Source organism: Vibrio cholerae (assembly GCF_008369605.1).
GTDB lineage: Bacteria > Pseudomonadota > Gammaproteobacteria > Enterobacterales > Vibrionaceae > Vibrio > Vibrio cholerae.
Genome location: NZ_CP043554.1, coordinates 330096 through 355000 on the forward strand (window position 1 = coordinate 330096; position 24905 = coordinate 355000).

Consider the following 24905-nt stretch of genomic DNA (forward strand, 5'->3'; position numbering starts at 1 on the left):
GATGCGATGGGTCAGCTCTGTTGGGCAACGCACGTTGGCGGTCAGTGAAACCTTTGGCCGCGCAAGCTTAATGCTGTTTGGTGCGCTGGTAGGGCGTCCGCAGCCGATTCGCCATTTTCCGCTCCTCGTTCGCCAGTTATACAGCATTGGTGTGCAGTCACTGGCGATCATTATCGTCTCTGGGCTCTTTATTGGCATGGTGCTCAGCTTACAAGGCTATGTGATTTTGGTCGATTACGGCGCAGAAACCAGCCTAGGCCAGATGGTGGCGTTATCATTGCTGCGTGAATTAGGCCCAGTGGTTACGGCACTGCTGTTTGCCGGACGAGCGGGCTCTGCCTTAACCGCCGAAATTGGCTTGATGAAAGCCACCGAGCAGCTGTCTAGCCTTGAAATGATGGCGGTCGATCCACTGAAACGCGTTATTGCGCCACGCTTTTGGGCGGGAGTCATCTCCATGCCGCTGCTGGCAATGATTTTCATGGCGGTCGGCATTTGGGGCGGCCAATTGGTTGGAGTGGATTGGAAAGGCATTGATCACGGCAGTTTCTGGTCAGCCATGCAAGCTTCGGTTGAATTGGGCCAAGATATCGGTAACAGCACCATCAAATGTGTGGTGTTTGCGTTTACCGTGACTTGGATTGCTCTGTTTAACGGTTATGACGCGATCCCGACTTCTGAAGGGATCAGCCGAGCGACCACTCGCACCGTAGTGCACTCATCACTGGCCGTACTTGGGCTGGATTTTGTTCTAACCGCATTGATGTTTGGGAACTGATCATGCAACAAACACGAAAAATTGAATTTTGGGTTGGCAGCTTTGTCATCGCGGGAATTTGCGCGATTTTAGTGATGATTTTTCAGGTCGCTGACGTCAAAGGCCTTGGCTCCAGCAATACTTATCGCCTGACCGCGGAGTTTGACAATATTGGTAGCTTGAAAGTGCGCTCTCCAGTCAAAGTGGGAGGCGTGGTGGTTGGACGCGTTGAGTCGATCGCGCTGAACCCGAAAAATCTATTACCGACAGTTACCTTGGCGATAGACAGCCAGTTTAACCAGTTTCCTGAAAACTCAAGTTTGCAGATCCTGACGTCAGGCTTGATTGGGGAACAATATTTGAGTTTAGTGCCCGGATTTGTGTTTGAAGATGAAGCCATGCTGAAAGAGGGCGATCGCATTGAAGACACCAAATCCGCATTAGTATTGGAAGATTTGATTGGCCAAGTGCTGTATAGCGTGGGTGGCGGATCAGAGAAAGAGAAAAAGGAATAAGTGATGTGGAAAAAAGCGCTACTCCTCGCGAGTACCCTGTTAATGCCATGGCTTGCGACAGCGGCCACCATTGATACCAGCAACCCTTATCAAATGATGAAAGCGGTGGCTGAGAAGTCGTTTGATCGTCTGAAAAACGAACAACCCAAAGTGCATCAAGATCCGCAGTATCTCAAAGTGATTGTGGAAGAAGAGTTGATGCCTTACGTGAACGAACAATACGCGGCGCTTAAACTGCTGGGGCCCAATCTTAAAGGGGCCAAACGTGAAGATGTGGCGGAGTTCGTTAAAGCGTTTCGCGCTTATTTGGTGACGAATTACGCGCAAGTGCTGACCCAATACACCAATCAAACCATTGAGTTTGGGCCTGAAATGCCATTGGAAGAGGATCGCCGCATCACTACAGTGAAAGTGGAAATCCTTGATGCGCCGCGTCCGAATATCAAACTGGAATTTAAACTGCGCCAAGAGAAATCGGGTGAGTGGAAAGCATTTGATATGATTGCTGAAGGCATCAGCTTACTGTCCAGCAAACAGTCGGAATGGAGCGGCAAAATTCGTCAAGAAGGTATTCTGGCGGTAGCGAAAGAGCTGGAACAGTTAGCGAATCAACCGATCCGTTTTGAGAGCCAAAAGCAATGAGTCATCCACAATGGTCTGCCGAGAATGAACACCAGTTCAGTTTAATTGGCGAACTGGATCGAGAAACGGTACCCAAATTGTGGATCTTTCTCAAAAATTGGCAGCCGCAAGTGAAGCAAATCGAGCTTTCTTTGCAACAAGTTGTCAGAATTGACTCGGCGGGAATGGTGCTGTTAATTCACTTAATAGAGCATGCAAAAGTGAGAAACTGTCATATAATGCTCAGCTTCGTGCCAGAACAACTGCGCACACTGTTTCAGTTGAGCAATATTGAACATCTGATGTCTCAACACATAGCCAAACCAGCAGAGGTGAATTGTGGATAGCGCACAAGTCCAACAAATTTTACAACAAGCTCTTAATCTCGAAGAAATTCATGTCAAAGGAGAGGGCAGCCACTACGAAGTGATCGCTGTCGATGCTTGTTTTGCCGATATGAGCCGCGTGAAGAAACAGCAGATGATTTATGCCCCTTTAATGGGTTACATCCAACGTAATGATATTCACGCGGTTACAATGAAGACGTTTACCCCACAAGAGTGGGCACGCAATAAGAAGTTGATGTCCCTTTAAGGTTTTTATGGAAAAGTTTCGAGTTATTGGGTCCACGCAGCCACTCCAAGGCGAAGTGACCATTTCAGGCGCAAAGAATGCCGCCCTACCGATTTTATTTGCTTCAATTTTGGCGGAAGAGCCGGTTGAAGTGGCCAATGTGCCTCACCTACGTGACATCGATACCACTATGGAACTGCTTGAGCGTTTAGGTGCGAAAGTTGAGCGTAATGGCTCTGTGCATGTGGACGCAGGTCCAATCAACCAATATTGCGCACCTTATGATTTGGTAAAAACCATGCGTGCCTCGATTTGGGCCTTAGGTCCATTGGTGGCGCGTTTTGGTCAAGGCCAAGTGTCTCTACCGGGTGGTTGTGCGATTGGTGCGCGCCCTGTGGATCTGCATATCCATGGTTTGGAGCAGCTTGGTGCAACCATTACCTTGGAAGATGGCTACGTGAAAGCTCACGTTGATGGCCGTTTGCAAGGCGCGCATATTGTGATGGATAAAGTGAGCGTGGGTGCCACGATAACCATCATGTGTGCCGCAACACTCGCAGAAGGCACTACCGTACTGGATAACGCGGCGCGTGAACCTGAGATTGTGGATACAGCTATGTTCCTCAATAAACTGGGTGCGAAAATCTCTGGTGCCGGCACGGACAGCATTACCATTGAGGGCGTAGAACGTCTTGGCGGTGGTAAGCATGCTGTGGTTCCCGATCGTATCGAAACCGGCACCTTCTTGGTCGCCGCTGCCGTATCGCGTGGCAAAATTGTTTGCCGTAACACTCATGCACATCTATTGGAAGCGGTCTTAGCTAAGCTTGAAGAAGCGGGGGCTGAGATTGAGTGTGGCGAAGATTGGATCAGCTTAGATATGACAGGGCGTGAGCTCAAAGCGGTTACGGTACGTACTGCGCCGCACCCAGGTTTTCCAACCGACATGCAAGCGCAGTTCACACTGCTGAACATGATGGCGAAAGGCGGTGGCGTGATCACTGAAACCATTTTCGAAAACCGTTTTATGCATGTACCTGAGTTAAAGCGCATGGGTGCCAAAGCGGAAATCGAAGGCAATACTGTGATTTGCGGTGATGTCGATCGTTTAAGTGGCGCGCAAGTGATGGCGACCGATCTGCGTGCTTCTGCAAGTCTGGTCATTGCGGGTTGTATCGCCAAAGGCGAAACCATTGTCGATCGTATCTATCACATTGATCGTGGTTACGAGCGAATTGAGGACAAACTCTCAGCGCTTGGTGCCAATATTGAGCGTTTCCGCGACTAGCGTTAAACTCCTCATTCATGAATGGGCCGAAATCCAAGGGTTTCGGCCTTTTTCTTCCAGTGCCTTCGGAGAAGTTGCATGATTGCGTTATTGCGAATCTTGGCAGTGGCAGTGTTCGCTGTCTATATGTTTGTGTTTGGCTGCGGTTACTGTTTGTTCAGTCCACGTAACCCTAAGCATGTTTATACCTTTGGTAAGCAGTTTGCGGCGATGTCGAAAGTGTTCGGCATTAAGCTTGAATACCGCGCTCCGGCCGATGTCGATCAGCGTGGTCAGCACATTTATATTGCTAACCACCAGAATAACTGGGATCTGTTTACCGTTTCTAAAGCGGTAACGCCAAAAGTGGTCACCGTCGGTAAGAAAAGTCTCGCGTGGATGCCACTGTTTGGTCAGCTTTATTGGTTGACGGGCAATATCCTGATTGATCGCGCCAACAAAGCCAAAGCCAAAGGCACCATTGATCAAGTGGTTGATTCGATGAAACAGAGCGATGTTTCGGTGTGGATGTTTCCGGAAGGTACGCGTTCGCGTGGTCGCGGTTTATTGCCGTTTAAAGCGGGCGCTTTCCATGCGGCAATTGGTGCGGGTGTGCCGATTATTCCTATCGTGTGTAGCTCGACCGATAAGCTTAAATTCAACCGTTGGAACAACGGCCATGTGATTGTCGAAGTGTTGCCTCCCATTAGCACCGAAGGCTACAGCAAAGAGAATATCCGCGAGCTGTCACAGCACTGTTATGATCTGATGAAAGCCAAACTGGCACAGTTGGATGCCGAAGTGGCTGAGCTGAACCGTAAAGCCTAGCCGCAGTTTTGATCGAAACGAATAAAAAGAAAGGGTTGCCACTGGCAACCCTTTTGGTATTTGAGATCCAATAAAATGGATTACTTGCGTACTGCGATCGCTTCGATCTCGATGCCCACATCTTTTGGCAGACGTGCCACTTCAACACAAGAACGCGCTGGGTAGTGCGCGACTTTATGCTCATCAAAGAATGCGCCATACACTTGGTTTACCGTGCCGAAGTCGTTGAGATCTTTCACGAATACGGTCATTTTCACAATGTCACCGACGGTTAGGCCTGAGGCTTCAACCACGGCTTTCACGTTATCCAGTGATTGGCGAGCTTGCGCAGCGATATCCGCAGGAATTTCACCTGTGGCTGGATTCACTGGGATTTGACCAGACGTCAGTACCATGTTGCCAAGATCAACACCTTGAATGTATGGGCCAATGGCAGCCGGAGCCGCGTCAGTATGCAGAACTTTTGTCATCTTTCTTATCCGTTAGTGGTTCGAAAATCGCTGTTCAGTTTGCCTGTAAAGCTTTGGTAGGTAAAGCGCCGAGCTCTCATTTATCCCTATCTTGCTGACAGCGGTTAAGCTTCGATTTCCGTGACCACATCGCGCGCAAACACTTTTTCACAGTATTTGCATTTCAGACGGATGTCGTTGTTCTTCTCAGAAAGCTTGAAGCTGCTTTCCACTGGCTCATTGTGTGAAATGCAGTTGCTGTTTGGGCAGGCAAACACATTGTTGATGCGCTCTGGCAGTTGCAGCGCCAACTTCTTCACCACTTCGTAATTTTCAATTTGGTTTACGGTCGCGTGTGGCGCGTACAGCGCGAGTTTGTTGGCTTGCGCTTCACTGATGAACACATTTTCAATCTTGAGCAGATCTTTGCTGCCGAGGGCAGAAGAAGGCAGATTGAGGCCGATGGTGACACGCTGCGCGGAGTTGTGCATATCAAACAGCTTCAGCACTTTAATCCCCACTTTGGCGGGAATGTGGTCAATGACCGTGCCGTTTTTGATCGCTTCAACTTGTAATTTCGTCTCTTTGCTCATGATTGCTCTCCTTACAGCGATTCGTTCAAAACTAGAGCCAGCAAGGCTTCACGGGCATAAACTCCGTTTTCAACTTGCTCGAAATAGTAAGCGTGTGGGGTTTTATCGACATCAGTGGTGATCTCATCCACCCGTGGCAGTGGGTGCAGCACTTTCAGATTGCTGCGCGCATCGCTCAGGTGAGCGGCCGTCAAGATATAGGCCGATTTGATATGCGCGTATTCCGACTCATCAAAACGTTCTTTCTGTACACGCGTCATGTACAGAATATCCAGCTCTGGGATCACGCTTTCCATATCGCTGAACACTTGGTATTTCACACCTGCTTCATCCAGCTCTTCACAGATGTAGTCTGGCATCGCTAGGGCTTCCGGTGCCACAAAGTAGAAGCGGTTGTTATCAAATTTAGCCAGCGCTTGCGCCAGTGAATGCACGGTGCGGCCATATTTTAAATCACCAACAAATGCGACATCGAGGTTATCGAGGCGGCCTTGGGTTTCGAAAATGGAGTAGAGATCGAGCAGGGTTTGCGATGGGTGTTGGTTTGAACCATCACCGGCGTTAATCACAGGGATGCCGTTAGAAAATTCAGACGCTAAACGCGCGGCACCTTCTTGCGGATGACGCATTACAAAAGCATCAACATAAGAGGAGATGACGCGTACTGAGTCGGCTAGGGTTTCGCCTTTCTTCGCCAGTGACGTGTTGCCGCCGTTATCAAAGCCAATTACGCTGCCACCGATACGTTGGATTGCAGTCTCGAATGAGAGGCGAGTACGGGTGGAAGGTTCAAAGAAACAGCTGGCCACGACCTTGTGCTTGATCAGCTCTGGATTCGGTTGTGCCTTTAGTTGGCCTGCGGTTTTCACAATCAACTCCAACTCAGCGCGTGAGAGTTCAGCAATGGAGATGATGTGCTTTTGGTAAAGCGAATTCGCCATGATCGTCTTCCCTATATTTTCTAACAGCCATAAAAAAGCCCCCCATTAGGGAGGCTTTAACAAATCGATGAGGGGAAAAACAGTGAGGCCAGTAAGCCAATTTGCTTACTACGATGGACACTGCTTTGAGCTGCACTCTGTGCAAATTTCATTGGCTACCCCTCAGACAAACGGTCGGCATTATACGCCGAAAGGCTGTGAGCGCAAGCGATTACATCACAGAGTCAGGGATATTAAATCAGTGGCACGCTATTGGCCTAAAGTGGCGACCATCACCGCCTTGATGGTGTGCAGTCGATTCTCCGCTTCATCAAACACAATCGAGTATTCTGACTCAAACACCTCTTCGGTGACCTCTAATCCTTGCATGCCGTATTTGGCCGCAATCTCTTGGCCTACTTTAGTTTGGTCATCATGGAATGCCGGTAAGCAGTGCATGAATTTGACCTGTGGATTGCCTGTTGCTTTGATCACATCCATGTTGACTTGATATGGCTTCATTAACGCCACCCGCTCATCCCACGCATCCGCCGCTTCGCCCATCGAAACCCATACATCGGTGTAAAGGAAATCACAGCCTTTTACGCCTTCTTGAACCTCTTCGGTCAAAGTGATTTTGGCTCCAGTTTGCTTGGCAATCTCTTGGCAGGTTGCCACTAAGGTATCGTTTGGCCAGTACGCTTTCGGCGCAACTAAGCGAATATCCATGCCCATTTTCGCTGCGCCCACCATTAGGGAGTTGCCCATGTTGTTGCGTGCATCGCCAAGGTAAGCAAACTTCATTTCATGTAACTGCTTACCGCGCCCATGTTCTTGCATAGTCAGAAGATCGGCCAAGATCTGCGTGGGGTGAAACTCATCCGTTAAGCCATTCCACACTGGAACCCCCGCGTATTGTCCGAGCACCTCAACAATCTCTTGGCCGAAGCCGCGATATTGAATGCCATCGTACATACGGCCTAGAACACGCGCGGTATCTTTCATCGACTCTTTATGGCCAATTTGCGAGCCAGAAGGGCCGATGTAGGAAACTTGTGCACCTTGATCAAACGCCGCCACTTCAAAGGCACAGCGAGTACGGGTCGATGACTTTTCAAAGATCAACGCAATGTTTTTGCCTTGCAGGGTTTTCTGCTCGGTGCCTGCGTATTTGGCGCGTTTTAGCTCGGCAGACAGCTCCAGCAGGAAGTGGATCTCTTTTGGGGTGAAGTCGAGCAGTTTTAAAAAGTTGCGGTTACGTAAATTGAAAGCCATTTCCCTATCCTCGTTTGGCGATTCCAGTTGCGGATAGTAAAGCATGAAAATGCTGTAAAAGTGAATAGATATTTCAAATTAAATAAAGAAAAGGCAAGGGATGATAGATTTTGTGAGGCGAGATGCACATAACATCTCGCCAAAAGTGATTATAAATTCTCTTCGGCGAATTCAGCCAAGCGGCTGCGTACTACGCCATTGAGGTGGATGTTGGCGCTGCCTTCAAAGTTTTTGAAGCGCTCAACCATGTAGGTAAGGCCTGAGGTGACAGGGGTTAAATAGTGGGAGTCAATCTGCGCTAAGTTACCTGAGCAGACAATCTTGGTACCTTCACCACAGCGGGTGATGATGGTTTTGATCTGCGATGCGGTGAGGTTTTGACACTCATCGAGCAGCACGAAAGCGTTTTGGATTGAACGACCGCGCATAAAGTTGATCGATTTAAACTGAATGTTGGCTTTATCGCAGATGTATTTGAGCGAGCCATCGGTACAGTGATCATTTTTATGCAGCGCTTCTAAGGTATCGGTGACGGAAGCGAGCCACGGCATCATCTTTTCCTCTTCCGTGCCGGGCAGGAAACCAATTGATTCGCCGATATCAGGGGTGTTACGAGTGACGATGATTTTATCGAACATTTTGCGCTCGACGGTTTGCTCCAACGCTGCCGCCATCGCCAGTAAAGTTTTACCACTGCCCGCCGCACCGGTCAGGATCACCAGATCGATATCCGGATCGAGCAGTGCGTCCAGCGCCATCCCTTGGTAAATATTTTTGGGGGTGATACCCCACGCTTTGCGATGCATCATGCGTTCACGGCTGAGATCGCGCAGCGTCAATGTATCGCCATCGATGGTTTCGACCCGCGCGGCAAAGTCGCTGTCTTCATCAATGACATATTGGTTGAGGAAGGTTGGATCGAATGGTGCACGATCCAGCTTATGGAAGGTTTTGCCTCCGAGCGTGTAGCTCGCGACATCGTCTACGCTGTCCCAAAAACTACCGGGACGAGTTTGGAAGCCCTTGGTCAGATATTGAATATCATCAATCAGTTGGTCGGTGCGGTAGTCTTCCACATACAACACGCCTGCACCTTTGGCGCGCAAACGCATGTTGATGTCTTTAGTCACCAGCACCACGGCGCGTGGTGTACGCTGAGCTTGCAGGTAAAGCACGGCATTGAGGATCCGGTTATCGCCCTCTTTATCGGTAAAGGCTTTGACGGTTTCATCCAGTTCATAATCGGCGAGGATCGAGATGGTTCCTGTTACGCCCTCTTGCTTAGAAAGCGGGATCCCTTCGGTGATTTCTTCGGGAGTGGCATCGTGGAATAAGTGTTCCAAAGCCCGAATCGCTACGCGTGCATCGCGCGCCACATCACGTTTGCTGTCTTTGATTCGGTCGAGTTCTTCAAGAACGGTCATTGGGATGACCACGTCGTGCTCTTTAAAAGAGTAAATGGCGAGAGGTTCGTGGAGTAGGATATTGGTATCCAGTACAAACAGTTTCCGATCGGTATCGCCCATAAGCGTCTCCTTGCTACATGTAGCATGCTTTGTCGTGGATGTTCACAAGCGGCCTGTAGGATCGTACGCTCAGGTGAGCGTTGCGATCATTGTCGACTTGCTGCAAACCCGTGTTGATACTCTCTGTTTGAACTTGCAGGCTTTGTGCCAATCTTTTTTTGACACTAACACCGCGCCTTCAACCTGAGTATAGCAATCATCTTGTTAACAAATGCCACTCATTTTTGACAATTTGATGTCACCCAAAAGCTGTAGAAAAAAAAGCGCGTAACGGCGGGGAATGGGCGTGACCTGTATCACGCCATCAAGTAAGATTAGCGGCCTTTTTCTGCACTCAAAGCGGTCAGCATCCATAATAAAAAGCTGGCTGAAGTGAAGTGTAAAAATTCTCTGCAACGCTATTTGATGAGGTAGTCCATTCATGTCATTTGCTTTAGGGCAACGCTGGATAAGCGATACGGAAAGTGATCTCGGGTTAGGTACTGTGGTGGCGCTTGATGCGCGTACAGTGACCTTGATGTTTGCAGCATCGGAAGAAAATCGTGTGTATGCACGTTCAGATGCGCCGGTCACCCGTGTGATCTTCAATGTCGGCGATGTGGTGGATAGTCAGCAAGGCTGGTCGTTACAAGTTGAACAAGTGGTGGAAGACCAAGGCGTCTACACCTATCTAGGTACGCGAGTGGATACCGAAGAAAGCGGTGTCGCGCTGCGTGAAATTTTCCTCAGTAACCAAATTCGTTTTAATAAACCGCAGGACAAGTTGTTTGCCGGTCAAATTGATCGCATGGACAACTTCGTGCTGCGTTATCGCGCGCTCACTAACCAATATCAACAGCACAAAAGCCCAATGCGTGGCTTGTGTGGTATGCGCGCTGGTCTGATCCCGCATCAGCTGTACATCGCCCATGAAGTCGGTCGCCGCCATGCGCCACGCGTATTGTTAGCCGATGAAGTCGGTTTGGGTAAAACCATCGAAGCGGGCATGATCATCCATCAGCAAGTGCTGACCGGGCGTGCCGAGCGCATCCTAATTGTGGTACCTGAAACGCTGCAACACCAATGGTTGGTGGAGATGATGCGCCGTTTCAACCTGCACTTTTCGATTTTTGATGAAGAGCGCTGTGTGGAAGCCTTTAGCGAGGCCGATAACCCATTTGAAACTCAGCAGTATGTGCTGTGTTCACTCGATTTCCTGCGTAAAAGCCGCCAGCGTTTTGAACAAGCCTTGGAAGCGGAATGGGATTTGTTGGTCGTCGATGAAGCACACCATCTTGAGTGGCACCCAGAAAAGCCAAGCCGCGAATATCAAGTGATTGAAGCGCTCGCAGAGCAAACGCCGGGCGTACTGCTATTGACGGCAACACCTGAGCAGTTAGGCCGTGAAAGCCACTTTGCTCGTCTGCGCTTGCTGGATGCAGATCGTTTCTACGATTACGAAGCCTTTGTTAAAGAAGAAGAGCAATACGCGCCGGTTGCCGATGCAGTCACTGCGCTGTTCAGCGGTGAGAAGCTGAGTGATGAAGCGAAAAACAAAATCACTGAGCTATTGTCTGAGCAAGATGTGGAGCCGCTGTTTAAAGCGTTGGAAAGCCACGCCAGCGAGGACGAAATTGCTTTGGCGCGCCAAGAGCTGATCGACAATCTGATGGATCGCCACGGTACTGGTCGCGTGCTGTTCCGTAACACGCGTGCAGCAATCAAAGGCTTCCCAGTGCGTAATGTACATTTGCTGCCATTAGAAATTCCTTCTCAATACACTACGTCAATGCGTGTTGCGGGCATGCTCGGCGGTAAACTGACGCCAGAAGCGCGCGCGATGAAAATGCTCTACCCGGAAGAGATTTTCCAAGAGTTTGAAGGCGAGGAGTCAAGCTGGTGGCAATTTGACTCACGCGTCAACTGGCTGCTCGAAAAAGTCAAAGCCAAACGCAGCGAGAAGATCCTCGTCATCGCATCACGTGCCAGTACCGCATTGCAGCTAGAGCAGGCACTACGTGAGCGTGAGGGTATCCGCGCAACGGTATTCCATGAAGGCATGTCGATCATTGAACGCGACAAAGCCGCGGCTTATTTTGCCCAAGAAGAGGGCGGCGCGCAGGTGCTGATCTGTAGTGAAATTGGCTCGGAAGGTCGTAACTTCCAGTTTGCTAACCAGTTGGTGATGTTCGATCTGCCGTTCAACCCAGACTTGCTAGAGCAGCGTATCGGGCGTTTGGATCGTATTGGTCAAAAACGTGATATCGACGTGTACGTGCCGTATCTGACCGAAACGTCACAAGCGATTTTGGCGCGTTGGTTTCAAGAAGGTTTGAATGCCTTTGCGGAAACCTGCCCAACCGGTCGTGCGGTGTATGATGCCTTCGCTGAGCGTTTGATCCCCATTCTGGCCGCTGGTGGCGGTGAAGAGTTGGAAGTGATCATCGAAGAGTCAGCCAAGCTCAACAAAACACTGAAATCGCAGCTGGAAGTGGGGCGTGACCGCTTGCTGGAAATGCATTCGAACGGTGGCGAAAAGGCGCAGCAGATTGCTGAGCAGATCGCGAAAACCGATGGCGATACCAATCTGGTGACGTTTGCCTTGAGCCTGTTTGATGCGATTGGTCTGCATCAAGAAGATCGTGGCGAGAATGCTCTAGTGGTCACTCCTGCTGAACACATGATGGTGCCAAGCTATCCGGGTCTCCCTTATGAAGGCGCAACTATTACCTTTGATCGTGACACCGCACTGTCGCGTGAAGATATGCACTTCATCAGTTGGGAACACCCCATGGTGCAAGGTGGCATTGATTTGCTGATGAGTGAAGGGGTGGGGACTTGCGCAGTGTCGCTTTTGAAAAACAAAGCGCTACCAGTGGGGACCATCTTGCTGGAACTGGTGTATGTGGTGGATGCCCAAGCGCCGAAACGCAGTGGTATCAGCCGCTTCTTGCCAGTCTCTCCAATCCGAATTCTGATGGATGCACGCGGTAATGATCTCTCTTCGCAAGTGGAGTTTGAAAGCTTTAACCGTCAGCTCAGCCCAGTGAATCGTCATTTGGCCAGCAAGCTGGTGAGCTCAGTACAGCATGATGTTCATCGTTTGATTACGGCAAGCGAAGCCGCGGTTGAGCCGCGAGTGAGCGCGATTCGTGAACAAGCGCAGCGTGATATGCAGCAGAGCCTCAACAGCGAGTTGGAGCGTTTGCTAGCACTCAAAGCGGTTAACCCGAACATTCGTGATGAAGAGATCGAAGTGCTGGATCAGCAAATCAAAGAGCTGACTGGCTATATTGCGCAGGCGCAGTATCAGCTGGATTCACTGCGTTTGATTGTGGTGGCACACAACTGATGACGTAGGCCCTCAATACGAGGGCCTTGTTTTATTCCCCGTTGGCGACATTTTGCGTATATAATGCGCCGTTTTTTGTGATACGAGACGATAGCGATGGCAATGACCGAGTACAATCCACCCAAGGAACCGTGGATTGATGTGATTTATGAGGATGAACACATCATCGCAGCCAACAAGCCTTCTGGTTTGTTATCTGTTCCTGGGCGACCTGTTGAGCACTACGACAGTATGTGGGCTCGTTTGGTGGATTACTGCCCTGATGTGAAGGTCGTCCACCGTTTGGATATGTCGACTTCTGGGCTGATCCTGTTTGCTAAAGGCAAACATATGGAATCGGCGTTGAAGAAGCAGTTTCAGTATCGTCTCACTCATAAAATCTACTATGCCCGCGTATGGGGTGTGATGGAGCAAGACGAAGGCGAAGTGAATTTGCCGCTGTGTTGTGATTGGCCAAACCGCCCGAAACAGAAAGTCTGTTTTGAAGAGGGACGTGATTCTCTGACCCGCTATCAAGTCGTCAAGCGTGAAGAGAAAACTACAGTGGTACGCCTTATCCCGATCACTGGACGCTCTCATCAATTGCGTGTGCACATGCAATCGCTCGGTCATCCGATTGTTGGTGATGATCTTTACGCGCCACCAGAAGCCGTCGAGTTTGCCGATCGTCTGCAACTGCACGCTGCGGAGCTCTGTTTCTATCATCCTCGCAGTCATTGGCTGCGCACTTTGTTTGTCCCTTGTGACTTCTATCCCGAAGCCGAGGAGCAGATTTTGCAGCATTTCGATCCTGAGCGAAAATTACCGGACTATAAAAAGCTATCCCAAGACTAATCTTATTGTGGGTAGCGGATAATCAGACCCGGAGTCAGCATGTCACTACCCACTACTTCTTTGCCTACGGTCGTTTTTCTCGACCGCGCGACCATTCCGCGCCATATCCCATTACCTGCTCTGCCTTTTGAACACCATTGGCTTGAGTATGATGCTTGTGAGCCTCACCAAGTGGTTGAGCGCCTCTTAGCGGCCGATATCGTTATCACTAATAAAGTGGTACTCACCCGTGAAATGCTGGTTCAGTTGCCTAAGCTCAAGTTGATCGCCATTTCTGCCACGGGTACCAACAATGTCGATTTGCTGGCGTGTCGAGATCTCAATATCGCGGTGTGTAATGTGCAGGGTTATGCCACGCGCTCTGTCCCTGAGCATGTTGTCGCCATGATGTTTGCTTTAAGACGTAATCTTATCGGTTATCACAATGATATTGCGGCCGGAGAGTGGCAGCGCCATAAGCAGTTCTGTTTTTTCACGCATCCGATTGGCGATATTGCTGGTTCAACCATGGGCATTATCGGCAGTGGTGCATTAGGCCAAGCGACGGCGAATTTAGCGCGCGCATTAGGTATGCATGTGCTGTTTGCTGAACGTAAAGGTCAGTTGGAATGCCGAGTAGGGTACACACCATTTGAACAAGTGCTGGCGCAGTCGGACGTGCTATCACTGCACTGTCCGCTAACCGATGAAACGCGAAACATTATCTCAGAAGCGGAATTGGCGCAGATGAACCCCAATGTTCTGCTGATCAATACCGGGCGTGGCGGTTTAGTGGATGAACAAGCGCTGGTGGATGCGCTGAAAAGACGTCAAATTGCTGGGGCTGGGGTGGATGTGTTTAGTGCTGAGCCTGCTGATATGGATAACCCACTGATTGCCAACCGTGATTTGCCCAATCTTCTGCTGACACCGCATGTGGCGTGGGGCAGTGATTCCTCGATACAACAACTCGCGACTATCTTGATCGACAACATTAGTGCATTTATGCGTGGTGAAGCGAAAAATCGAGTCGTCTAGCGGCAACATCATCGCTAAAACAAAAAGGCAGCGAAATCGCTGCCTTTTTTTTATCGACTTTTTGTATGGAATGCTTGGCTTACAGCGCAGCGATGGTCGCTTTCTGCTGTTCAAGCTTCACCAGCGCTTCTTGGTAACCCGCGAGCTTTTCACGCTCTTTGGTGATTACCGCTTCTGGTGCTTTCGCCACGAAACCTTCGTTACCCAGCTTGCCTTCGATGCGCGCAATTTCACCTTGCGTCTTAGCAATCTCTTTGCCCAGACGATCCAGCTCAGCGTCTTTATCAATCAGACCTGCCATTGGGATCATCAGCTCAGATTTGCCAACCAGTGCGGTTGCACACGCCGGTGTCGCTTCACCATCCGCCAATACACGAATGCTTTCGAGCTTGGCCAGTGAAACCAGCACTGGCTTGTTCGCTTCGATACGCGCGGCATCTTGCACATTCGCCGCTTTCAGCATTACTTCCAGAGGCTTACCTGGGTTGATGTCATACTCAGCGCGCAGGTTACGGATGCTAGTGATAAAGGCTTTCACCCACTCAATATCATCCAAGGCTTCTTGGTTGAAGTTTGCCGCATCGTACTGAGGCAGTGCTTGCAGCATGATGGTGTCGCCTTCCACGCCATCCACCAGTGGCTTAACACTTTGCCAGATGGTTTCGGTGATGTAAGGGATCACTGGGTGCGCCAAACGCAGCGTTTTCTCTAGTACGGTGATCAGCGTGCGACGGGTCGCGCGTTGTTGAGCTTCGGTGCCTTTCCACAGAACTGGCTTCGTCAGCTCTAAGTACCAGTCACAGAATTGGTTCCAGATGAATTCGTACAGCGTGTTGGCTGCCATATCCAGACGGAAGTTATCAATGTGACCATTGAACTCTTTCGCAGCCAGCTCGAACTGTGATTCGATCCACTTGTCGGCCAGTGAGTATTCAAGCTCAGCACCGGCTGCAAAACCGCAATCTTGCTCTTCGGTGTTCATCAGCACGTAACGGCTTGCGTTCCACAGCTTGTTACAGAAGTTGCGGTAACCTTCTAGACGCTTCATATCCCAGTTGATGTCACGACCGGTTGACGCCATGGCCGCTAGAGTGAAACGCAGTGAGTCAGTACCGTAGGCTTCGATGCCGTTTTCAAACGTCTTGCGGGTATTTTTCTCAATTTTCGCTGCCAGTTGTGGCTGCATCATGTTGCCGGTGCGCTTCGCGACCAGAGACTCTAGATCAATGCCGTCAATCATATCGATTGGATCAAGCACGTTACCTTTCGATTTTGACATTTTGTCGCCGTTTTCGTCACGGATCAGACCCGTTACGTACACGGTTTTGAAAGGAACTTGCGCTTTGCCATCTTCATCTTTACAGAAATGCATGGTCATCATGATCATGCGCGCCACCCAGAAGAAGATGATGTCGAAACCCGTTACCAGAACATCGGTTGGGTGGAATACGTTCAGCTCAGGCGTTTTTTCTGGCCAGCCCAGTGTTCCGAAGGTCCACAATGCAGAAGAGAACCAAGTATCCAACACGTCATCATCTTGACGAAGTGCAACATCCGCTGCGATGTTGTTTTCTGCACGCACTTCGGCTTCGTTACGACCAACAAACACATTGCCTTGCTCGTCATACCAAGCCGGGATGCGGTGACCCCACCACAGTTGGCGAGAGATACACCAGTCTTGAATATCACGCATCCAAGAGAAGTACATGTTCTCGTACTGTTTTGGTACGAATTGAATATCGCCATTTTCTACCGCTTCAACCGCTGGTTTCGCCAGGATACCTGCGCGAACGTACCATTGGTCAGTCAGCATTGGCTCAATCACCACACCACCACGGTCGCCGTAAGGAACCGTTAGATCGTGATCTTTGATTTCTTGCAGTAGACCCAGTTCTTCAAATTCCGCCACGATCGCTTTACGCGCAGCAAAACGCTCCATGCCTTGGTATTTCGCTGGTAGTTCGCCGCTGTAAACATCGCTTGCTTCACCTTTGGTGTTAAACACTTCTGCCACATCACGGATGTTGGCATCAAAAGTGAAGATGTTGATCATCGGCAGGTTATGGCGCTTGCCGACTTCATAGTCGTTGAAGTCGTGCGCAGGGGTGATTTTCACACAGCCCGTGCCTTTCTCCATATCGGCATGCTCATCGCCCACGATCGGAATGCGACGACCGACGATTGGCAGAATGATCTCTTTACCAATCAGATCTTTATAACGAGGATCTTCTGGGTTAACCGCAACGCCAGTATCACCCAGCATGGTTTCTGGACGGGTGGTTGCAACCACGATGTAATCTTTGCCATCAGCTGTTTTCACGCCATCGGCTAGCGGGTAGCGGAAGTGCCACATGTGACCTTTGGTCTCTTTGTTTTCCACTTCCAGATCGGAGATCGCAGTGTGCAGTTTTGGATCCCAGTTAACTAGGCGCTTACCGCGGTAGATCAAATCATCTTTGTAGAGACGCACGAACACTTCTTGCACGGCTTTGTAGAAGCCATCATCCATAGTAAAGCGCTCACGATCCCAATCGACAGAGGCGCCAAGACGACGTAGCTGCTTAGTGATGGTACCGCCAGATTCTGCTTTCCATTCCCAAATCTTGTCGATGAACGCATCACGGCCGTAATCGTGCTTAGTTTTGCCTTCTTCTGCAGCGATCTTACGCTCAACCACCATTTGAGTGGCGATACCCGCGTGGTCAGTACCCACTTGCCATAAGGTATTTTTACCTTTCATACGCTGACAACGGATCAGAGTATCCATAATGGTATCTTGGAAGGCGTGACCCATGTGCAGGCTGCCGGTGACGTTCGGTGGCGGGATCATGATGCTGTATGCGTCTTTTGATGTGTCACCGTGAGGCTTAAAGTAGCCTTGCTCTTCCCAAGTCTTATACAGATCTTGTTCGATTGATGTTGGGTTGTATGTCTTTTCCATAGTGCTCTTTAATGGATGCTGTGATGGTTAATTCAGTCTATCGCTATAAGTGAGTTCTCTTGGATAAGAGAGCTTAACTATAAGGATGGACGGTTATGGATACTGAATCTCAACAGTTTGCAGCTGATAACCTGCTTGTCGATAGAGTTTATACCGCTCGCGCGCCAGCTGCTTGGCATTTTCTGCGCAGGGCACGAAGTCTACCACCTCGGTAAAGGTACGCGCAAAGGTTGTCTGATTATCCGCCAAATTTATTGCCAGTTGACGATTCCAAGAGGGGGAAACGCCCACATAACCTATCTCAATCGCGGTACCGGATTTGGGACCTTCACCGACCAGATTGTGCGCTAAAAACTGTTCGGGTTCGATTTGCCAAAATCGCTCAGCTAGCTGCTCGGCGTGTGGTTTATCTTGGCATTGCAGATAAATGCGAGCGCCTTGCGCGGCAAAGTGACGCGTCAAATACAGCACGTACTGCGCGAAGCCTTCTGGCGTTGCTTGAGCAGAATCTGGGGAAATCAGGTAAAAAGTTGCGGTAGGCATCTTGGTCTCTTGCAAACAATCACCACGCTTGTGGCGGTAGTTGAGGTCTAGTAATGAAAAAGGGCCCGAAGGCCCTTTTGCGATTACTCTTCAGCGTCTAGGCCACCGCTGCGATTAAGCAGGAATTGGACTAGTAGCGAGACAGGACGACCGGTTGAGCCTTTCGCGGCACCCGATTTCCATGCAGTACCTGCGATGTCTAAGTGTGCCCAGTTGTATTTCTTAGCAAATTTAGAGAGGAAACAAGCTGCAGTAATGGCGCCACCTGGGCGGCCACCAATGTTTGCCATATCGGCAAATGGGCTCTTGAGCTGCTCATGGTATTCATCAGCCAGTGGCAGACGCCATGCGCGATCGCTCGATTGCTCAGAGGCATTCACCAACTCATGTGCCAGCGGGTTGTGGTTCGACATCACCGCGCTGATGTGATGGCCTAAAGCAATCACACACGCACCGGTTAGCGTGGCTACATCGACTACGCACTCTGGTTCAAAGCGTTCAACGTAAGTCAGTACGTCACACAAAACTAAACGGCCTTCTGCATCTGTGTTCAACACTTCCACGGTTTGACCTGACATCGTCGTCAGAATGTCACCCGGACGGTAAGCATTGCTGCCTGGCATGTTTTCACAGCCCGCCAAAACACCAATCACATTGAGTGGTAGTCCGAGTTTGGCAATCGCTTTCATGGTGCCGAATACCGATGCTGCGCCACACATGTCGTACTTCATCTCATCCATACCTTCACCCGGTTTGAGTGAGATACCGCCTGAATCGAAAGTCAGACCTTTACCCACCAATACGATTGGCTTAGCTTCAGGATCTGGATTGCCTTTGTATTCGATGACCGACATCATGGATTCATTGCGTGAGCCACGACCGACCGCGAGGTAAGAAGCCATGCCGAGCTTTTCCATCTCTTCTTCACCAATGATTTTGGTGGTGATGCTCTCGTAATCGTCAGCCAGACGACGAGCTTGAGAGGCGAGGTAAGCCGGGTTAGCGATGTTGGGCGGCATATTACCTAAATCTTTACAAGCTTTTACACCTGATGAAATAGCCAGACCATGGGTAATCGCGCGTTCACCAAGATTCAATTCACGGCGAGTGGGAACGTTGAATACCAATTTACGCAGTGGGCGGCGGATTTCTGGTTTTACGCTCTTGAATTGATCAAAGATGTACAGACCATCTTTGGTGGCTTCAACCGCTTGGCGCACTTTCCAATAGGTATCGCGACCTTTGACGTGCAACTCGGTCAAGAAGCAGACTGCTTCCATAGAGCCAGTTTCATTTAAGGTATTGATGGTTTTCTGAATGATCTCTTTGTACTGACGCTCACCCAGTTCGCGTTCTTTACCGCAACCGACGAGCAGTACTCGCTCAGACAACACACCGGGTACTTGATGCAGCAGTAGCATCTGCCCCGGTTTACCCTCTAGATCACCGCGACGTAGCAGTGAACTAATATAGCCGTCGCTGATTTTATCAAGCTGTTCTGCGACTGGAGAAAGGCGACGTGGTTCAAACACCCCAACAACGATACATGCGCTGCGCTGTTTCTCAGGGCTGCCACTCTTAACACTGAACTCCATGCGTACTCCTACATCCTGAAGACAAATAGAACTAAATGGTAGATAATGCGCTCTTACTTGCTGGATCCCATGAAGGATCGACCTTTTGCATGCGCAACCTAACCGTTAGCGAAATTATTCAAAAAATAAAAGGTTCATCGGGAAATTATAGTGATTCAATCAAAAAAACAAGTTTTGCATAGGTAATTTCAGCGTGATTATTGTTAGATATTTGATCCGAGAAACAATAAAAAGCCAGTTTGCGATCTTCTTCGTGCTGTTTTTAGTGTTTCTCAGCCAGAAATTTATCCGTGTTTTGGCGGATGCCTCTGACGGTGAAATTCCTACCAGCATGATCTTATCCATCGTTGGATTGAATATGCCGGCAATGGGCTTATTAATGCTCCCACTTAGCCTGTACATCGGTATTCTGCTTACTTTCGGCCGTTTGTATGCGGAGAGTGAGATAACCGTCATGAATGCGACTGGGATCGGTAACAAGTTTTTGATCCGTGCCGCCTTATATTTGGCTTTGATTACGGCTTCTGTGGCGGCTTTTAATGCGCTGTGGCTCGCGCCTTGGAGCCAAGATAAAGAAGCTCATTTAATGGAGCAGTTTGCGGCAGAAAACAGTGTCGATTTGCTGCAAAAAGGCCACTTCCAACGTTCGCCAGATGGCTCCTCGGTGGTGTTCATCGACAATATTGAAAATCGTAAGTTGTATAACGTGTTTGTGGCGCAGTTAGCACCGCGAGATTCGATTTTACCCAGCGTGATGTTTTCTCACTCGGGCGATGTTAAAGAGCTGAGTGATGGCCGTCAGATCATTACTCTCTACGACGGTACTCGCTATGAAGGCGTACCTACCCGAGTCGACTACATGATCACTAACTTCGACTCTTACGACGGCTTGATCGGCCAACGTGAAGTGAAATCGGCTGAACGTGATTGGGAAGCTCTGCCAACCTTAAGCTTGCTTAATAATGCGGATCGTCGAGCACAAGCCGAATTACAATGGCGAATCTCTCTCGTAGTGTGTATTCCACTGTTGACTATGTTGGTGGTCCCTCTTTCCGCGGTGAACCCTCGTCAAGGACGTTTTGCCAAAATGGGACCCGCTATTTTGATCTATTTGACTTATTTCCTTGCGCTCAGTGCGACCAAATCAGCGATTGAAGACGGTTCACTGCCGGTTATCATTGGCTTGTGGCCAATTAATGCCGCACTGCTGTTGGCTGCGCTGATGGTCAATACCTTGGATAGCATTCCTGTGCGCCGTTTTAAAGATCGATGGAAACAGAGAAAGGTAGCTTAAGTCGTGTTTAAAATTCTTGATTGGTATATCGGCCGCACTATTGTTGCTACGACAGCCTTGGTACTGGTTACCTTTGTTGGCCTCTCTGGCATCATCAAATATGTTGAGCAGCTCCGTAAAGTGGGTGAGGGAAGTTACGATTTATTGCAAGCCTTGTTGTTTGTGGTTCTGAGTATTCCTCGTGATGTGGAAATGTTTTTCCCGATGGCGGCTCTATTGGGCGCACTTATCGGTTTGGGTGCATTGGCTTCCAGCTCTGAATTGGTGGTGATGCAGGCTGCTGGTTTTTCTAAGCTTGATATTGGCCTTTCCGTTCTTAAAACCGCCATTCCGCTGATGATTATTGTCACCTTACTCGGAGAGTGGGGCGCACCACAAGCGCAAAAAATGGCACGTGATATGCGCGCATTTGCCACCTCGGGTGGTGCGATTATGTCGGTGCGTACTGGGGTTTGGGCACGGGATGCGAATGATTTTATCTTTATCGCCAAAGTTGAAAACGAACATTTGTATGGATTGAATCTGTGGCGCTTTGACGAAAATAAAAAACTGAGTACGGTAATTTTTTCCGAGCAAGTCGATTACGTTGCTAACAATGAATGGCTGATGAAAGATGCAGTATTGACCCGTTTGGTGAATGACATCGAGATCAGCAAAGAATCGTTGCCTGAGTACCGTTGGCGAACCTCCCTTGCTCCAGACAAACTTGCCGTAGTGACGGTTAAGCCGGAAGAGCTATCTCTCACAGGCTTAAGCGATTACGTGCATTACTTAAAAGCATCAGAGCAAGACTCATCGCGTTATGAGTTGGCTTTGTGGCGCAAAGTGACTCAGCCGATCTCGATTGCGGTGATGATGTTGATGGCGTTGTCGTTCATTTTTGGCCCACTGCGTAGCGTCACCATGGGGGCGCGGATTTTATCTGGCGTCATTGCCGGATTTAGTTTCTACATCTCAAGTGAGTTCTTTGGCCCACTCAGTTTGGTGTATGGATTACCGCCATTGTTTGGTGCGCTAGCGCCAAGCTTAGTTTTCTTAGCCATCGCGTTAGGGCTATTGGGTAGAAAGCTATAACCCCCAATCTCCCCCCAAAAATCTTATTTTGGTCAGAGTGGCAATCTCAAAATCAAAAGAGGAAGGTGAATACCTTCCTCTTTCTATATTGCTTATCGAAGCGAGTTAATTGGCTTTCGGTAACACAACGACCTTTGTTTTAGCCCAGATATCGTGAAAGCCACGTTTTTTCGTATCAAACAACACAGTCAAGTTGGCGAGCCCAAACCCCGATGTGGCTAGACGGATCAGCGCTTGTGTGGCTGAGATGTGGTGACCTTCCTCAGTGCAAATGTGCATTTTCCATGCGCGCATACCTAGCGTTTGTCCGCCGCGAGTCCAGAAGTAAACAAAGAAATAGATCCAAACCAAGGCAAGATAAACGGTATACACTGGACTCCAAATCGGATGAGAAGAGAGAAGATCGCTCGCATCTTGATACGGTGCGTAGCTCATGAGCCCCGCAGCCACCAAAGCTTCAAGCACTGCGACGACTACGCCGCCAGCCATCATTAGAATCGCCATTACGATCAGTGCGTCGTAAATCCATGCCCCTAAACGCCGAAAAAAACCAGCCGGAGGAAGTGTCGCGTAGTTCATCATTATCATTCTTGGTTACTTGAAAGAGGCCAAGCATAGCCAGTGCAAAATCCGAAAGAAAGAGAGCTAACGCACAGCTTAAGGCTTTGTGGTGAAATAATCGGCAAACGATTTTATTTTCAATCTTTTGCTATTGCGTGCTTCGACTTCTTACGTATAATGCGTTCCATCAAAGGGCAACAGCCTAGATGCCGATGTGGTGAAATTGGTAGACACGACGGATTCAAAATCCGTTTCCTTCGGGAGTGACGGTTCAAGTCCGTCCATCGGTACCATAATTTAAAGAAGCCGACTCAATGAGTCGGCTTTTTGCTATCTGTCATATTTATATCCGCTTTCGTGATCTAACAACCTTCATAGCAATCAGACTGATGCAGTTATTATTAACTTCTTCTATCATATTCGGGTTATTCACTCAGATGTAATCAAGATTGTGGCAAGCATTAAAATCACGGTAGATAGATTGCAACCCGGGCTCTACATTCGGTTGCCAGTCAAATGGAATGAGCATCCTTTCCTATTCAATAGCTTTAAAATCAAATCACAAGAGCAGATCCAACTGATCAAGCATCTTGGCATCCAGCACGTTTTTCTCAATCCGGGATTAAGCGACAGTCAGCCATTACCACCCAATGTTGAAGAGTCAACTCCAGAAGAGGCTCTACCTCCGGTTGATAGTGAAGCGGAAAAGCTATGGCAGGAAAAGCAAACACGAATAGAGAAGCTCAACGAATATCGACGTCGAGTACAAACTTGTGAGAAAGAGTTTGAACGTTCTCTTGCTCGTATGCGTGCGGTAGTGAATAAAATTCGTAACCGCCCTTTAGATGCCGTCGGCGAAGCCATCATATTGGTCGATGATATCGTCGACAAATTGCTGAGTGATGATAATGTCACCTTGCATTTAATGAACAGCAAAAGTGAATTTGAAGATATCTATTTTCACTCTTTAAATGTGTCAGTCATTGCCATGATGATTGGTAAAGCGAGAGGTTTACCTGCAGAACGAATCAAAGAGCTGGCTTTTGCGGCGCTCTTTCATGACATAGGCAAAGTGAGAGTGCCAACGGCGATCGTACGTAAAAAGACCCCATTAACGGAACCGGAAGAAAACTACTTACGGCTGCATACCAAATACGGCATAGAGTTGGCCGATAATATAGAAACGTTTCCTGAAAGTGCTAAACGCGTCATCGAACAACATCACGAACTGCGAGATGGTTCGGGCTATCCACTCGGCCTAAAAGGGGATGATATTGATGAGCTTGCGCAGATTGTGGCGGTAGCGAACGCGTTCGACAATCTTTGCCACCCCAATATTCCTTCAGAACAAAAGATCCCGTACGTTGCTTTGTCTCATCTATTTAAGAATTGTAAGCATCTTTATAACGCGGAGAATTTAGGCATCTTAGTTAAGTTCATGGGGGTGTTCCCACCAGGAACTGTCGTACAGCTCTCTAATGATATGGTGGGGTTAGTCATTTCAGTGAATGCAAGTAGCCTCTTGTATCCGAATGTACTGATTTATGATCCCTCAGTCCCGCGTTCTCAAGCGCCGATAATTGATCTTGCAGACCGAGATCTGAAAATCGTCAATGCCATTTTACCGAACAAATTACCAGATAAGGTTCGTGATTATCTTAACCCGCGTTCACGGATCTCATACTTCTTTGACAGCGAAGAGTAAAAGAGATCCTTTTAGAGCATTTTGAGATTGAATGGCGCTTAAATTGCGTCATTTTTATGAGAGAAAGAGTGATAAATAAACGTCTTGTCGGTTTTGTGTTCGAACGAGCGTGTTTTAAGAAAAATTTGTGATTAGGGGCTTGCATAAAAAAAGCAGCTCCCTATAATGCGCCCTCACTGACACGGCAGACGCCACAAGGTCTCAAGGCTAGTCAGTGAGGCAAAAAGCTTCGGTAAAGAAAATTGAAAAAAGAGTTTGACTCTGACAATTATCTCGCTAGAATGCACAGCCTCTTCGGTAAGAAAGCCGAAGCAAAACGCTCTTTAACAATGTAAACCAATCAATCTGTGTGGGCACTCGTTGATGATAATCAAAAAAGATTTATCAATGAACTGAGTGACCATTTGAATGAGCAATCATTCAGCACAGTCAATTCAACATTACTTCGCTTTTTATTAAGCAAAGAATGTAATCAGTATTCATTGAGCCGAAGCGAAAGCTTCACAAAACTTTTAATTGAAGAGTTTGATCATGGCTCAGATTGAACGCTGGCGGCAGGCCTAACACATGCAAGTCGAGCGGCAGCACAGAGGAACTTGTTCCTTGGGTGGCGAGCGGCGGACGGGTGAGTAATGCCTGGGAAATTGCCCGGTAGAGGGGGATAACCATTGGAAACGATGGCTAAT

22 protein-coding genes, 1 tRNA gene and 1 rRNA gene (1 of these 24 only partly in view) are annotated in these 24905 nt (G+C 48.9%); 15 read left to right on the forward strand and 9 right to left on the reverse strand.

Annotated elements, in window-relative coordinates:
- Position 1 precedes the first annotated feature (1 nt).
- From mlaE to F0316_RS01715, 7 genes are all read left to right on the forward strand, one after another.
- Entirely contained in the window at positions 2 to 778 is a 777-nt protein-coding gene (mlaE, locus tag F0316_RS01685; protein ID WP_001887761.1) for a lipid asymmetry maintenance ABC transporter permease subunit MlaE, read from the forward strand.
- Between the two features lie 2 nt (positions 779 to 780).
- Entirely contained in the window at positions 781 to 1272 is a 492-nt protein-coding gene (mlaD, locus tag F0316_RS01690) for an outer membrane lipid asymmetry maintenance protein MlaD (RefSeq protein ID WP_033928865.1), read from the forward strand.
- Between the two features lie 3 nt (positions 1273 to 1275).
- On the forward strand, positions 1276 to 1914 hold the full coding sequence (gene mlaC / locus F0316_RS01695) for a phospholipid-binding protein MlaC (protein WP_000265516.1): 639 nt from the start codon (positions 1276 to 1278) through the stop codon (positions 1912 to 1914).
- Complete coding sequence (locus F0316_RS01700; protein ID WP_000019311.1) at positions 1911 to 2240, forward strand: STAS domain-containing protein; 330 nt, start codon at positions 1911 to 1913, stop codon at positions 2238 to 2240. The genes mlaC and F0316_RS01700 overlap by 4 nt, the downstream gene beginning before the upstream one ends.
- The gene (gene ibaG / locus F0316_RS01705; RefSeq protein WP_000376481.1) at positions 2233 to 2487 is read left to right on the forward strand and encodes a BolA family iron metabolism protein IbaG; all 255 of its coding nucleotides are present in this window, start codon (positions 2233 to 2235) and stop codon (positions 2485 to 2487) included. The genes F0316_RS01700 and ibaG overlap by 8 nt, the downstream gene beginning before the upstream one ends.
- Positions 2488 to 2494: 7 nt before the next feature.
- Positions 2495 to 3754, forward strand: a complete 1260-nt coding sequence (gene murA / locus F0316_RS01710) for a UDP-N-acetylglucosamine 1-carboxyvinyltransferase (RefSeq protein ID WP_000410586.1) — start codon at positions 2495 to 2497, stop codon at positions 3752 to 3754.
- A gap of 78 nt (positions 3755 to 3832) precedes the next feature.
- On the forward strand, positions 3833 to 4561 hold the full coding sequence (locus F0316_RS01715) for a 1-acylglycerol-3-phosphate O-acyltransferase (protein WP_000561039.1): 729 nt from the start codon (positions 3833 to 3835) through the stop codon (positions 4559 to 4561).
- A gap of 80 nt (positions 4562 to 4641) precedes the next feature.
- Here F0316_RS01715 and F0316_RS01720 read toward each other — a convergent pair whose 3' ends face one another.
- The 5 genes from F0316_RS01720 to F0316_RS01740 form a co-directional block, all read right to left on the reverse strand.
- Positions 4642 to 5031 carry a RidA family protein gene (locus tag F0316_RS01720; RefSeq protein WP_000170058.1) on the reverse strand — a complete coding sequence of 130 codons (390 nt, stop codon included), beginning with the start codon at positions 5029 to 5031 and terminating at the stop codon, positions 4642 to 4644.
- A gap of 104 nt (positions 5032 to 5135) precedes the next feature.
- On the reverse strand, positions 5136 to 5603 hold the full coding sequence (gene pyrI / locus F0316_RS01725) for an aspartate carbamoyltransferase regulatory subunit (protein WP_000032502.1): 468 nt from the start codon (positions 5601 to 5603) through the stop codon (positions 5136 to 5138).
- Between the two features lie 11 nt (positions 5604 to 5614).
- The gene (gene pyrB, locus F0316_RS01730; protein WP_000013845.1) at positions 5615 to 6544 is read right to left on the reverse strand and encodes an aspartate carbamoyltransferase; all 930 of its coding nucleotides are present in this window, start codon (positions 6542 to 6544) and stop codon (positions 5615 to 5617) included.
- 249 nt (positions 6545 to 6793) lie between these two features.
- Positions 6794 to 7798: an ornithine carbamoyltransferase gene (argF, locus tag F0316_RS01735; protein WP_148530841.1), complete on the reverse strand. Its 1005-nt coding sequence runs from the start codon at positions 7796 to 7798 to the stop codon at positions 6794 to 6796.
- Positions 7799 to 7947: 149 nt separating this feature from the next.
- A complete protein-coding gene (locus F0316_RS01740; protein WP_095464571.1) occupies positions 7948 to 9324 on the reverse strand; it encodes a PhoH family protein in 1377 nt (458 codons plus the stop codon).
- A 421-nt stretch (positions 9325 to 9745) separates the two neighbouring features.
- On the opposite strand from F0316_RS01740, the gene rapA reads away from it, so the two are divergent.
- From rapA to F0316_RS01760, 3 genes are all read left to right on the forward strand, one after another.
- A complete protein-coding gene (rapA, locus tag F0316_RS01750) occupies positions 9746 to 12655 on the forward strand; it encodes an RNA polymerase-associated protein RapA (protein ID WP_033932925.1) in 2910 nt (969 codons plus the stop codon).
- A 96-nt stretch (positions 12656 to 12751) separates the two neighbouring features.
- On the forward strand, positions 12752 to 13489 hold the full coding sequence (locus tag F0316_RS01755) for a pseudouridine synthase (protein ID WP_001251799.1): 738 nt from the start codon (positions 12752 to 12754) through the stop codon (positions 13487 to 13489).
- Between the two features lie 39 nt (positions 13490 to 13528).
- Entirely contained in the window at positions 13529 to 14506 is a 978-nt protein-coding gene (locus tag F0316_RS01760) for a D-2-hydroxyacid dehydrogenase (protein WP_148528334.1), read from the forward strand.
- A 79-nt stretch (positions 14507 to 14585) separates the two neighbouring features.
- Here the strand turns inward: F0316_RS01760 and F0316_RS01765 are convergent, their stop codons facing one another.
- The 3 genes from F0316_RS01765 to pepA form a co-directional block, all read right to left on the reverse strand.
- Positions 14586 to 17447, reverse strand: a complete 2862-nt coding sequence (locus F0316_RS01765; protein WP_149560160.1) for a valine--tRNA ligase — start codon at positions 17445 to 17447, stop codon at positions 14586 to 14588.
- A gap of 93 nt (positions 17448 to 17540) precedes the next feature.
- Positions 17541 to 17990, reverse strand: coding sequence for a DNA polymerase III subunit chi (locus tag F0316_RS01770; protein WP_001141706.1), 450 nt, complete (start codon positions 17988 to 17990; stop codon positions 17541 to 17543).
- 83 nt (positions 17991 to 18073) lie between these two features.
- Positions 18074 to 19585, reverse strand: coding sequence for a leucyl aminopeptidase (pepA, locus tag F0316_RS01775; RefSeq protein WP_000397172.1), 1512 nt, complete (start codon positions 19583 to 19585; stop codon positions 18074 to 18076).
- Between the two features lie 193 nt (positions 19586 to 19778).
- Here pepA and lptF point away from each other — a divergent pair, with 193 nt between their 5' ends.
- Together lptF and lptG are read left to right on the forward strand one after the other, a co-directional pair.
- Positions 19779 to 20879, forward strand: a complete 1101-nt coding sequence (gene lptF / locus F0316_RS01780; RefSeq protein ID WP_000587726.1) for an LPS export ABC transporter permease LptF — start codon at positions 19779 to 19781, stop codon at positions 20877 to 20879.
- A 3-nt stretch (positions 20880 to 20882) separates the two neighbouring features.
- Positions 20883 to 21953 (forward strand): LPS export ABC transporter permease LptG, encoded by a 1071-nt coding sequence (gene lptG, locus F0316_RS01785; protein ID WP_000472776.1) that lies wholly within the window; start codon positions 20883 to 20885, stop codon positions 21951 to 21953.
- Between the two features lie 105 nt (positions 21954 to 22058).
- Here lptG and F0316_RS01790 read toward each other — a convergent pair whose 3' ends face one another.
- Positions 22059 to 22532 carry an RDD family protein gene (locus tag F0316_RS01790; RefSeq protein WP_001104962.1) on the reverse strand — a complete coding sequence of 158 codons (474 nt, stop codon included), beginning with the start codon at positions 22530 to 22532 and terminating at the stop codon, positions 22059 to 22061.
- A gap of 190 nt (positions 22533 to 22722) precedes the next feature.
- Here F0316_RS01790 and F0316_RS01795 point away from each other — a divergent pair.
- The 3 genes from F0316_RS01795 to F0316_RS01805 form a co-directional block, all read left to right on the forward strand.
- A tRNA-Leu gene (locus tag F0316_RS01795) sits at positions 22723 to 22807 on the forward strand.
- A gap of 158 nt (positions 22808 to 22965) precedes the next feature.
- Positions 22966 to 24219, forward strand: coding sequence for an HD-GYP domain-containing protein (locus tag F0316_RS01800; protein WP_001910301.1), 1254 nt, complete (start codon positions 22966 to 22968; stop codon positions 24217 to 24219).
- Positions 24220 to 24732: 513 nt separating this feature from the next.
- Positions 24733 to 24905, forward strand: a 16S ribosomal RNA gene (locus F0316_RS01805) (it continues 1370 nt past the right edge of the window).

Coding starts and splice junctions, on each gene's coding strand:
- F0316_RS01715 (WP_000561039.1), top strand. CDS start 3,833: ATGATTGCGTTATTGCGAATCTTGGCAGTGGCAGTGTTCGCTGTCTAT.
- pepA (WP_000397172.1), bottom strand. CDS start 19,585: ATGGAGTTCAGTGTTAAGAGTGGCAGCCCTGAGAAACAGCGCAGCGCA.
- mlaE (WP_001887761.1), top strand. CDS start 2: ATGCGATGGGTCAGCTCTGTTGGGCAACGCACGTTGGCGGTCAGTGAA.
- F0316_RS01760 (WP_148528334.1), top strand. CDS start 13,529: ATGTCACTACCCACTACTTCTTTGCCTACGGTCGTTTTTCTCGACCGC.
- rapA (WP_033932925.1), top strand. CDS start 9,746: ATGTCATTTGCTTTAGGGCAACGCTGGATAAGCGATACGGAAAGTGAT.
- F0316_RS01700 (WP_000019311.1), top strand. CDS start 1,911: ATGAGTCATCCACAATGGTCTGCCGAGAATGAACACCAGTTCAGTTTA.
- murA (WP_000410586.1), top strand. CDS start 2,495: ATGGAAAAGTTTCGAGTTATTGGGTCCACGCAGCCACTCCAAGGCGAA.
- mlaD (WP_033928865.1), top strand. CDS start 781: ATGCAACAAACACGAAAAATTGAATTTTGGGTTGGCAGCTTTGTCATC.
- F0316_RS01740 (WP_095464571.1), bottom strand. CDS start 9,324: ATGGGCGATACCGATCGGAAACTGTTTGTACTGGATACCAATATCCTA.
- F0316_RS01765 (WP_149560160.1), bottom strand. CDS start 17,447: ATGGAAAAGACATACAACCCAACATCAATCGAACAAGATCTGTATAAG.
- argF (WP_148530841.1), bottom strand. CDS start 7,798: ATGGCTTTCAATTTACGTAACCGCAACTTTTTAAAACTGCTCGACTTC.
- F0316_RS01720 (WP_000170058.1), bottom strand. CDS start 5,031: ATGACAAAAGTTCTGCATACTGACGCGGCTCCGGCTGCCATTGGCCCA.
- pyrB (WP_000013845.1), bottom strand. CDS start 6,544: ATGGCGAATTCGCTTTACCAAAAGCACATCATCTCCATTGCTGAACTC.
- F0316_RS01790 (WP_001104962.1), bottom strand. CDS start 22,532: ATGAACTACGCGACACTTCCTCCGGCTGGTTTTTTTCGGCGTTTAGGG.
- pyrI (WP_000032502.1), bottom strand. CDS start 5,603: ATGAGCAAAGAGACGAAATTACAAGTTGAAGCGATCAAAAACGGCACG.
- F0316_RS01770 (WP_001141706.1), bottom strand. CDS start 17,990: ATGCCTACCGCAACTTTTTACCTGATTTCCCCAGATTCTGCTCAAGCA.
- mlaC (WP_000265516.1), top strand. CDS start 1,276: ATGTGGAAAAAAGCGCTACTCCTCGCGAGTACCCTGTTAATGCCATGG.
- F0316_RS01755 (WP_001251799.1), top strand. CDS start 12,752: ATGGCAATGACCGAGTACAATCCACCCAAGGAACCGTGGATTGATGTG.